General features: G+C 58.5%; 7 protein-coding genes. 6 read left to right on the top strand and 1 reads right to left on the bottom strand.

The window, feature by feature from the left end; translation table 11 throughout:
• Positions 1–169 precede the first annotated feature (169 nt).
• Complete coding sequence (locus ROO76_05110) at positions 170–463, top strand: hypothetical protein (GenBank protein ID MDT8067528.1); 294 nt, start codon at positions 170–172, stop codon at positions 461–463.
• Positions 464–596: 133 nt separating this feature from the next.
• Here the strand turns inward: ROO76_05110 and bglX are convergent, their stop codons facing one another.
• Positions 597–2,921: a beta-glucosidase BglX gene (bglX, locus tag ROO76_05115; GenBank protein MDT8067529.1), complete on the bottom strand. Its 2,325-nt coding sequence runs from the start codon at positions 2,919–2,921 to the stop codon at positions 597–599.
• A gap of 321 nt (positions 2,922–3,242) precedes the next feature.
• Here bglX and gndA point away from each other — a divergent pair, with 321 nt between their 5' ends.
• The 5 genes from gndA to ROO76_05140 all read left to right on the top strand — a co-directional run bounded on the left by gndA (position 3,243) and on the right by ROO76_05140 (position 10,802).
• Positions 3,243–4,697, top strand: coding sequence for an NADP-dependent phosphogluconate dehydrogenase (gene gndA, locus ROO76_05120; GenBank protein ID MDT8067530.1), 1,455 nt, complete (start codon positions 3,243–3,245; stop codon positions 4,695–4,697).
• Between the two features lie 60 nt (positions 4,698–4,757).
• On the top strand, positions 4,758–6,308 hold the full coding sequence (zwf, locus tag ROO76_05125; GenBank protein ID MDT8067531.1) for a glucose-6-phosphate dehydrogenase: 1,551 nt from the start codon (positions 4,758–4,760) through the stop codon (positions 6,306–6,308).
• A 27-nt stretch (positions 6,309–6,335) separates the two neighbouring features.
• Positions 6,336–7,109: a 6-phosphogluconolactonase gene (gene pgl / locus ROO76_05130; protein ID MDT8067532.1), complete on the top strand. Its 774-nt coding sequence runs from the start codon at positions 6,336–6,338 to the stop codon at positions 7,107–7,109.
• Positions 7,106–7,588 (top strand): gluconokinase, encoded by a 483-nt coding sequence (locus tag ROO76_05135; protein ID MDT8067533.1) that lies wholly within the window; start codon positions 7,106–7,108, stop codon positions 7,586–7,588. The genes pgl and ROO76_05135 overlap by 4 nt, the downstream gene beginning before the upstream one ends.
• Positions 7,589–7,760: 172 nt before the next feature.
• Complete coding sequence (locus tag ROO76_05140; GenBank protein MDT8067534.1) at positions 7,761–10,802, top strand: POTRA domain-containing protein; 3,042 nt, start codon at positions 7,761–7,763, stop codon at positions 10,800–10,802.
• The last annotated feature ends 28 nt before the right edge of the window (positions 10,803–10,830 follow it).

Below are 10,830 nucleotides of genomic sequence, written 5' to 3' on the forward strand. Positions count from 1 at the left end.
ACCCCACTCCGCAAAGGCTACCAGCAATCGGTTTGTACGGGCTAAGTCTTTAATTTCTCGGACACATGGCGGTTATCTACCCGCCAAAGCAACGTCACTATACCAACACGCATCTATTACGCTACGTTAACGATAGTTTAAGGCATCTAATCGCCCGACACCAACCGGTATGCAGAAACAAGGAAAAAACTCGACAGAACGGCGAGCATTCGCTTCGATCTCGCAGGACGATCTTCCCCATGGCCGCCACGGAAAACACTTCTCCATCGTCGCCGAAATCCTGCGCGATCTTGAAACGTTATCCGACGGAAGAGCGCTTAAAATCCCCTTGGCGGAACTCCCCGACTCCAAGGCCAACATCCGCTCGGCGCTGAACCGCGCTTCCAAACTGCGCAAACTCGAAATCGCCACGTCCAGCGACGATGGTCACCTGTACATTTGGAAACCGAAGCTAAAGGCCTGAAACGGAACAATTGTTTCAGGGCGAAATACAGGTTTGTCCCTGGAGAGTAAAAACAAAGATCGGATGAACCCTTCTTCTTGTTCACCCGATCTTCGGTTTTTTGGTGGTTCTTCGGTTCACCTGATCTTCGGTCTTACGGTTTTATTTCAAACTCCACTGGCTGCGCCGTAATTGCCGAGTTCGGCGCGACCCAGACATTCACCTTCGCCGGTTCAACCACGTCCTTCATATCGATATTCCAGAACGCAAGCTGATCCCGCCCAATCGTGAACTCCACGGTCTTCGACTCTCCCGGCCCAAGCGTCAGTCTCTGGAATCCCTCAAGTTCGTGAACCGGACGCGCAACGCTCGTGCCGCGCTGCCCGACGTAGAGTTGCACGATTTCCGTTCCTGCACGCGAACTCGTGTTCTTGACTTCGGCGGTCACATGAACTTCGCTGCCCGGCTTGCGCGCGTTCAGCGCAGCCGCACTCGTTGTCGTAGCACTGAGCTTCGGCTGCGTAAAGCTGAACGTGCTGTAGGAGAGTCCGTACCCAAACGGATACAGCGGCGAGTTCTGCTCGTCGATATAGCGCGACAGGTATTTCTCCTCTCCGTTCCGCGGCAAATGCGTCAGGTCGGCATTGAGTGCCGGACGCCCGGTATTGAGGTAGTCGTAGTAAAGCGGCTCCTGTCCCACAGCCCGCGGGAAAGTGGCCGTCAGACGCCCGCTCGGGTTCGACATCCCGAACAGCGTATTCACCAGCGCCGGCCCCGCCTCTACCCCCGGATACCATGCCAGCAGTATCGTGCTCAGTTTCGGCTCCACATCCGTCAGCACCAGCGGACGCCCGCTGAACAGGATCATCACCGTCGGCTTTCCGAGTGCGGTGATTTCGTTGATCAGTTTGCGCTGATTCGCCGCCATCTTCAGGTGCGCCCGCGACGCCGCCTCGCCCGACATCAGCCCCGCGTCATCGCCCAATGCCAGCAGAACCACGTCGGCTCTCCGCGCAGCTTCCACCGCCGCTGGGATGTCGTCCGACCCCTGGTTCTCGGGCTCTACAAGAGAAACACCCTTCTGATACACCAGCTTCATGTTCGACTTCGCCACGAAATCCGTCAGCGCCTTGTAGAGCGTCACGACATCGTCTTTCTGCGCCAGTCCGCCCCAGGATCCCGCCATATTCACGGCATCGTCCGCCATCGGCCCAATCAGCGCGATCGTCCGTCCCGCCTTGGCTTGCAACGGCAGAACCGGCGTCCCATTGACAGAAGCATTCTTCAATAGCACGAACGACTCCTCGGCCGCCTTCCGCGCCGTCTCTCGCGAAGCCTCCGGAAGCGGTCCTTCCATCGCCGACTTCGATTCGTCCGCATAAGGATGATCGAACAAACCCAGCGCAAACTTCACGCGCAGCACTTCCCGGACCGCCTCATTGAGGGTAGCCATCGGCACCGCGCCCAAGCGCACCAGTTGCACCAGGCTGGTGTGGTACGCGTTGCTCTCCATGTCCATATTCACGCCAGCCAGCACGGCCTTCTCGGCTGCCTGTGACGGATCGAGCGCCAATCCCTGCGGAATCAGTTCTCCCACCGAATTCCAGTCGCTCACCACAAATCCCCGGAAGCCCCACTCCTTGCGCAACACCTGCCGTAACGTAAACGCGTTTGCCGAAGACGAAACTCCGTCCAGCGAATTGAACGCGCTCATGAATGTCGCCGCGCCGGCATTTTCCGCGGCGTGAAACGGCGGCAAGTAAATCTGTCGCAGAGTGCGTTCGGACATATCAGTCGTGTTGTAATCGCGTCCACCCTCAGCCGCCCCGTATCCGACGTAATGCTTCACGCACGCTGCGATCGACATCGGATCGTTGAGCTTCGTCCCCTGGTAACCGCGAACATACGCCGCCGCGACCAGCGAACCGAGATACGGATCTTCTCCCGCGCCCTCTGTGATCCGCCCCCATCGCGCGTCTCGCGCGATATCGACCATCGGAGAGAACGTCCAGCGGATACCCTCCGTTGCCGCTTCAAGCGCCGCGATTCGCGCTGACTGCTCGATCAGCGGGATGTCCCATGTCGACGACATCGCCAGCGGAACCGGGAACGTTGTTCGCAGTCCGTGGATCACGTCCTGCCCGAAGATTAGCGGAATATGCATCCGCGACTTCTCCACCGCGATCCGCTGCATTTCATTCGTCTTCTTCGCTCCCGAGAGATTGAAGAGCGAGCCGACCTGCCCCGCCGCGATCATGTCGGGGTAATCGTTGCGTCCCGTTCCCGGTCCCGTCGGACTGCCCGCCGAATACTGAACAAGCTGCCCGACCTTCTCTTCAACCGTCATCTTCTGCAGGAGAGCGTCGATCCGCTTCTCAACCGCAGGCGACACGGTGAACGGTTGTTGTGCAACGGCTGCAATGGAGAATAGGAGAAAAGAGATAAGGACAACACGACGCGCGGAAAGAGAATGGCGCATTACGTTAACCCTCCCACAAAATCGATTTACTAGTGTACTTGCGAAATTGCGAGATGCACAGAGGTAACCACAACACCCGAAGCAATCAGAACCGCGGTGCGGTCACTCCCGCTTCACTGAGACTCCCAAAGCTACCGCCGCGTGGCACAAAACGGCAACCCTCGCCGCTTTTCTAATTCTTCCTTCAGAAATTCTGAACGAATTCGCTCCGAATCCCAACTCCCTGCTTTCGCATCCATTGCAGGGAGCGAGCCGTGACGCATATCATTTCCGCTCACGTGAATAACGATCCTGCCGGATTCATTCCACAAGGAGTTTTCAATGGCAACGACGGACGTGATCACCAATACTGCGCAATTCGGAATCATAGGCCTCGGGGTTATGGGACAAAACCTCGCCCTCAACATTGAAGACCACGGCCGCAAAGTCGCCGTCTGGAACCTTGAGCCCGATTGGGTCGATCGCTTTGTTGCCCAGAATGCTGATCGGCAGATCGTCGGCACCAAGTCGCTTCAGGATTTTGCCGCCGCTCTCGCACCACCACGTCGCATCCTCATGATGATCAAAGCCGGCGATCCCGTCGACCAGATGATGCACAAACTCGCCCCCATTCTTTCGCCCGGCGACATAGTTATCGACGGCGGCAATTCCTTCTTCAAGGATACGCAGCGCCGCGAAGCCGAGTGGCGCGGCAAAGGCCTGAAGTTTTTCGGAATGGGAGTCTCCGGTGGCGAAGAAGGCGCGCGCTACGGCCCATCGCTCATGCCCGGCGGCGACAAAGATGCCTACGAGCACATGCGACCCATCCTCGAATCCATCGCCGCAAAAAGCGATTCCGGCCCGTGTGTAACGTACGTCGGACCCGATGGCGCCGGCCACTTCGTCAAGATGGTTCACAACGGCATTGAATACGGCGACATGCAACTCATCGCCGAAGCCTACGACCTTCTCCGGCGCGGACTCGGACTTGGGGCGAAAGAACTCTCGGAGATCTTCGCCAGTTGGAACGCTGGCCTGCTCGAATCTTATTTGATCGACATCACCGCGCAGGTGCTCAGTGTCACCGATCCAGAAACCGGCAAGCCCCTCGTCGACCTCGTTCTCGACAAGGCCGGGCAGAAGGGTACCGGCAAATGGACCGCCCAGATCGCGCTCGATCTCGCCATTCCCATCCCGACCATCGCCGCCGCCATCGACGCCCGCGTCCTCTCCAGCATGAAGGACGAGCGCGTTCGTGCCGCCAAGCAATACGGCCGCACCGGCGTCCGGCCTTATTCCAGCGATAAAAAAACATTCATCTCGGCGGTGAAGAATGCGCTCTACGCCGCCAAGGTCTGCTCTTACGCCCAAGGCATGAGCCTGATTCGCGCCGGTTCCGACGAATACAACTGGGGCATCAATCTTCGGGAGATGGCCCGCATCTGGAAAGCCGGTTGCATCATTCGAGCACGCCTGCTCGATTCCATCATGCAGGCTTACGAGCGCCGCACCGACCTTACGAATCTTCTGCTGGACTCCGAATTCCAGAGGGAGATCGTCGCCGCCGAACCCGACTGGCGCCACGTCATTGCCACGTCTGTCTCGATGGGAGTTCCCGTCCCGGCGATGTCGGCCTCGCTCGCTTACTTCGACAGCTACACCGCCGCGCATCTTCCGCAGAATCTCACGCAGGCCCAGCGCGACTACTTCGGCGCTCACACTTATCAGCGCGCCGATCGCCCCGAAGCCGGCTTCGTCCACACCGATTGGCTAAACCTGCTGCACGAGAAAACGTAACGTATTCCACGCACAAGTCCCCAGACAATCCGGGGGCTTCGCCATAGAAGGCAGGAAGTAATGAGCACGGTTATTCAGGCCAACACCGTCGAGAAACCTAAAGCGCCGCCGCTCCCCGTCGCCGAACCTTGCCTCATGGTCATCTTCGGTGCCTCCGGCGATCTTACACGGCGCAAACTCATCCCAGCGCTCTTCGATCTCGCTTGCGTCGGCTGCATGAACCCGTTCTTCCAGGTGATTGGCACCGGCCGCACCGAGATGACCGACGACGCCTTCCGCCAGCAGATGCACGACGCCGCCAAATCCTCCCGCGACGCCCGCGACTTCAACGATCTCCGCTGGGACTGGTTCGCCGAGCGCCTGCATTACGTCACGGGCGACATCAAGGATCCGAAACTCTTCTCCCGCATCTCCGCCCGGCTCGACACTCTAAGCCAGGCCAGCCGTCCGCACAACCGCTTGTTCTATGTCTCGACCCCGGCCTCGCTGGCACCACCCATCGTCGCTGGTCTCGGCGACGCCGGACTCAACCATCACGCGAAGGGTTGGGCGCGCGTAATTCTTGAGAAGCCCTTCGGCCGCGATCTCCAATCCGCCCGAGCGTTGAACCTGGAAGTCCTCAAGGTCTTCGGCGAAGAGGACATCTACCGCATCGATCACTACCTCGGCAAAGAAACCGTCCAGAACATCCTCGTCTTCCGCTTCGGCAACTCCATTTTTGAACCCGTATGGAACCGTAATTACGTCGATTACGTCGAAATCACCGCTGCCGAAACCGTTGGCGTCGAAAACCGCGCCGCATTCTACGAGGAAACCGGCGCGTTGCGTGACATGGTCGCCAACCACCTGCTTCAACTGACGGCGCTCACCGCCATGGAGCCCCCGATTGCCTTCGAAGCCAACGCCGTCCGCGAACAAAAAGTCCAACTCTTCCGCTCGATTCGCCCCATGACCGTCGAGGAAGTCGCGAAGCGCACCGTTCGCGGCCAGTACGGTCCCGGAACGATCAACGGCAAGCCCGTTCCAGGCTATCGCGAGGAAAAGCGCGTCAACCCTCAGTCGCACACTGAAACCTTCGCCGCCGTCGAGTTTTACATCGACAACTGGCGCTGGGCCGGCGTGCCCTTCTTTATTCGCACGGGCAAGCGTCTCGCCCGTCCTATGACCGAGATCCGCGTTCATTTCAAGCGTACGCCGCAGGCCCTGTTCGCGCGCACGCCCGACGAAGAAGTCGAACCAAATGTGATCACGCTGACCATTCAGCCCAACGAAGGCATCTCGATTTCGTTCGGCGCGAAATACCCCGGTTCACAGATGAAGACCGTCCCGGTCCGCGCCGAGTTCGACTATGGCCGTTCTTTCGGTACTGCAACCCCAGTCGCCTATGAGACGCTGTTGCTCGACGCCATGCGCGGAGATGCCACGCTCTTCACTCGCGGCGACGAAATCGAAGCTGAGTGGCGTATCATCACACCGATTGAAGAAGCCTGGGCGCAGTTGCCCCCGCCGTCGTTCCCGAACTACGCTGCCGGCAGCGACGGCCCCGAATCGGCGCAGTCCATGATCAGAGGCGACCATCGCCGCTGGCGCAGCCTCGACTCGGAGCGATAACGGACTTTACTCTCAACGGAGAACCGCTTGGCAAACTCAGACCGCGAAATCCTTGTCTGCAACGACGACGACGACGTCGCTCGTGAAGCCGCTCGCCGATTCACCGCTCACGCCGGTGCCGCCATTCAGCAGCGTGGCCGCTTCGCCGTCGCCCTCTCCGGTGGACGCACTCCCCAGCGTCTTTACGAACTGCTCGCCGACGATCCCTACCGTGACCGCATCGACTGGTCTCTCGTCCATTTCTTCTGGGGAGACGAGCGGTTCGTCCCCTCGACCAACAAGGCCAGCAACTATCACATGACCGAAGTCGCTCTGCTGGAGGCTCTCGAGTTGAACAACGGCAACGTGCATCGCGTCCATACGGAACTGGAAAACGCCGACACCGCTGCCGCCGCCTATGAACGCGAACTTATCACGTTCTTCCAAGCCGCCCCGGGAGAAATTCCAAAGTTCGACCTTATCCTCCTCGGCCTTGGAACCAACGGACACACCGCGTCGCTGTTCCCGCACTCCAAGCTCCTGCATGAGAACTCGCACCTCGTCGCTGCCGAATACATCGACGAAGTCAAGCAGTCGCGCATCAGCTTCACAGCTCCGTTACTGAACGCCGCGCGCGATGTCCTGTTTCTCGTGACCGGATTGGAAAAGGCCGGCGTCGTGAATGAAGTCCTGTTCGGACCGCGCGACCCGGAGCGTCTGCCCGCTCAACTCATTCACTCTGCATCCGGCTCTGAAACATGGCTGCTCGATCGCGAAGCCGCAGCCAGCCTCCCGAAAGATTCCTTCGAAATCCTCCCATGATCGTCATCCTCATGGGAGTCGCCGGAGTCGGCAAAACAACCGTGGGAAGGCTTCTGGCCACACAACTCGGCTGGGAGTTCGCCGACGCCGACGCTTATCACTCGCCGCAGAATATAGAGAAGATGGCTGCCGGTATCCCTCTTAGCGATGCCGACCGCCGCCCCTGGCTGGGGACCTTGCGCCAGGCAATCGAATCATGGGTTGCGAACAATAAGAATGTGGTGCTCGCCTGCTCCGCCCTCAAGCAAAGTTACCGCGACCTCCTCGCCGTCAGCGCGAGCGTGAAGTTTGTGTATCTGAGCGGCACGTTTGCGCTAATAGACAAGCGCCTCCGCCAGCGCGCCGGCCACTATATGCACAACGACATGCTCGAAAGCCAACTCGCAGCTCTCGAAGAACCCGCCAGCACTCCCACCGTCGACGTCTCCGCAACTCCAGATGCAATCGTCCGCGAAATCCGCCATCAGCTCAAGCTTTAGTGTCAGTGCCTCACATCTGTCCTCGGTACCCCACATCTGTTGCAGTTAGCAGAGGTGGATCTATCCCCACCTCTCATCAGTTCCAGCAGCTTCCGTGTCTCCGACCCGCATCCCATCCTCCTTCGCAGGACAACGTCTCCCGACAAATCACATCCAAGTAGAACGCGTCATTTTGTCTCTGAATTCTGGCGCGCTCCATTTCGAACTCGCCGAGGTTCCCGTAAGCGTGAAACTGTACACGGCGCTTTCACTATTAATTCGTAGCACCGCCCGCCCTCGTACTCCTATTGGTATCACTGTCGTATTCCTGCTCCTTCTGAGTTTCTGCTCCGGCGCATTCGCGCAAGCCACCGCACCCCAGACCAAGCAGGCCATGAAAGCCTATGAGGGCCAGCGCGTCGCCTCGCTCATCTTCGCCGGGCGTCCCGACCTGAACACGAACGACCTGATGAATGTCGTCAGCCAGAAAGTTGACCAGCCGTTCTCGAATGCCAAGATCGATCAGTCGATTGCCGCCCTGAAGAAGGTCGGTCACTTCACCGATGTCACCGTCGAGATCCGGCCACTTGCCAACGGCGTCAACGTTCGCCTCGTGCTTCAGCCAGCGCTTTATCTGGGCATCTACACTTTTTCCGGTTCCGGCTTTTTTTCATATAGCGGATTGCTCCAGGCCGCCGCGTACCCGGTGAAAACCGCCTACTCCACTGAAGACATTGCGACAGCGCAGAAAGGCCTCGAGGCACTTTTTCGCCGCACCGGATTTTTCACTGCCGTTGTCACTCCCGAGATCCAACCGGACTTCCAGGAGGGCCTCGTCAATGTCGTGTTCCACATCAAGCTCGGCAAGCGTGCCAAGTTCGGCAAAATCAATTTCCAGGGAGCGTCCCCGGAAATTGCGCGCAAACTTACTAAAGACATGCACTCCGTGTTCGCACGCCTTCACGCCGCTCATCTCGACACCGACGATACCTACTCCTACAAGCGGCTCACCAATGTTGCCCAATACTTACAGAACAAGCTCATAGCCGATCACTATCTGACTGCACAGGTGAACCTGGTTGCCGCGAACTACAATCCGCAAACTAATCACGCCGACGTCGACTTCAAGGTAACCACTGGTCCTATTGTTCGCACCAAGGTCATCGGCGGTGGCGTCTCCGGCAAGAACAAGCGCCAACTGATACCGATTGTGGCAGAGGACTCCGTGCAGCGGGGCGTCATCGAAGAAGGTCAGCAGAATCTGGTGTCGTACTTCCAATCGAAGGGATACTTCAGCGCCAAGGTCACCAACTCCGTCGTCCGCCAGCCCGGGAATGTCCTCATCACCTACGACGTCCGCAAAGGTCCCCGAAACAAGGTCGATGATATTTCCATGAAAGGGAACAGGCACATGGGCGACGACGAGTTGCTCGCGCACGTCGCAGTCGAGAAGGGCGGAATGATCACTAAAGGCAAGTACAGCCAGGAGCTGGTTCGCAAAAGCATTGACAACCTGCAGACCATCTACAAGAACGCCGGCTACAACAACACGAAGATCATTCCCCAGATCAAACGCGAATCCGACGGCGACATACACCTGACGTTCGTCATCGACGAAGGTCCGCTGGACACCGCTGCAACATTTCAGATGGTTGGCAATTCCGTTCCCGTCTCCAAGCTTGCTCCCGAAGGACTCGAGGTCGGAACTGGAAAAGCCTACTCGCAATATCTCGTCCAGCAGGACAAGAACCGGATTCTCGCAACTTACCTGAACCTTGGGTATCTCAACGCCAGCTTCAGTTCCGTCGCCAAGCCAAGTGCCTCCGATCCCCACGAGCTCAACGTCGTCTACAAGATCATCGAGGGACCACGCGTGCAGATCGCCCGCGTGATAACGGTTGGGCGCCACCATACCAGGCAGTCCCTCATCAAAACCGTCGCGAAGATTGAGCCTGAACAGCCTTTAAGCGAGACCGAGATGCTCGCCGCGGAAGGCCGACTCTATACCTTGAACATCTTCGATTGGGCGGAGATCGATCCTCGCGCCCCGGTAACAACGCAGTCTGAAGACGACGTTGTCATTAAGCTGCACGAGCAAAAACGTAACGAGATCACCTATGGATTCGGATTTGAAGTCATCAATCGCGGCGGCAGCGTGCCCAGCGGAACGGTCGCCGTGCCCGGCATTCCTCCTGTCGGCTTGCCTTCAAACTTCAAAACCAGCCAGAAGACCTTCTGGGGACCTCGAGGCTCGTTCGAGTACACGCGCCTCAACATGCGTGGCCGCGCGGAGACCCTCACCTTGGGAGGCCTTGCCAGCCGCCTCGATCAGCGCGGCTCACTCGCCTATCACATTCCCACATTCAGAAACTCCAGTTGGAACGTCACCGGAAATATCGGCGGCGAGAATAACAGCGAAAATCCCATTTACACCGCACGCATCGGCGAGGGCGGTTTGCAGTTCCAGCGCTTCATGGACGCGAAGAAGACCAAGAGTGTGATATTGCGGTACAACCTGCGCTACACCTCGCTCTCGCACCTTCTTATCCCCGACCTCGTGCCCGTTTCCGATCGCAACCTGCGAATCTCTACCCTGTCCGGCACCTTCGTCCGCGACACTCGTGACAATCCTCTGGACGCCCACAAGGGAATTTACGAGAGTGCCGAATTCGACCTGAACGCTGTCCCAATGGCATCAAGCGTGAACTTCGTCCGCTTCCTCGGCCAGGTCGCGTACTACAAGAACATCGGCATCGAGAACATCATCTGGGCCAACAGCATCCGTATTGGCCTCATGAACCCGTATGCAGGCAGCCGGGTCCCGCTCAGCGAAAAATTCTTCTCTGGTGGCGGCAGCACTCTCCGAGGGTTCCCGCTGAACGGAGCAGGGCCCCAGCGGACTATCGCCGCCTGCGGCAATCCCTCCGATCCGACTACCTGCGCTCGCATCCGTGTACCTGTTGGTGGCGATGCACTGTTCATCCTCAACTCGGAACTTCGAATTCCGGTGCCGCTCAAAAAAGGACTCGGCGTCGTCGGCTTCTACGACGGCGGCAACGTTTACTCGCACATCAGGTTCAGCGACTTCGCCTCGAACTATACGAACACCATCGGCTTCGGCGTCCGTTATGAGACTCCGGTCGGTCCAGTGCGCCTCGATATCGGTCACAACTTGAACGCGGTTCCCGGAATCAAAGCTACGCAGATATTCATCACGTTGGGGCAGGCGTTCTGATTCCGGTGCACTCCTCCCGGCGCTCTGC

It is taken from the genome of Terriglobia bacterium (genome assembly GCA_032252755.1).
In the GTDB taxonomy this organism is placed as follows: Bacteria; Acidobacteriota; Terriglobia; order Terriglobales; family Acidobacteriaceae; genus JAVUPY01.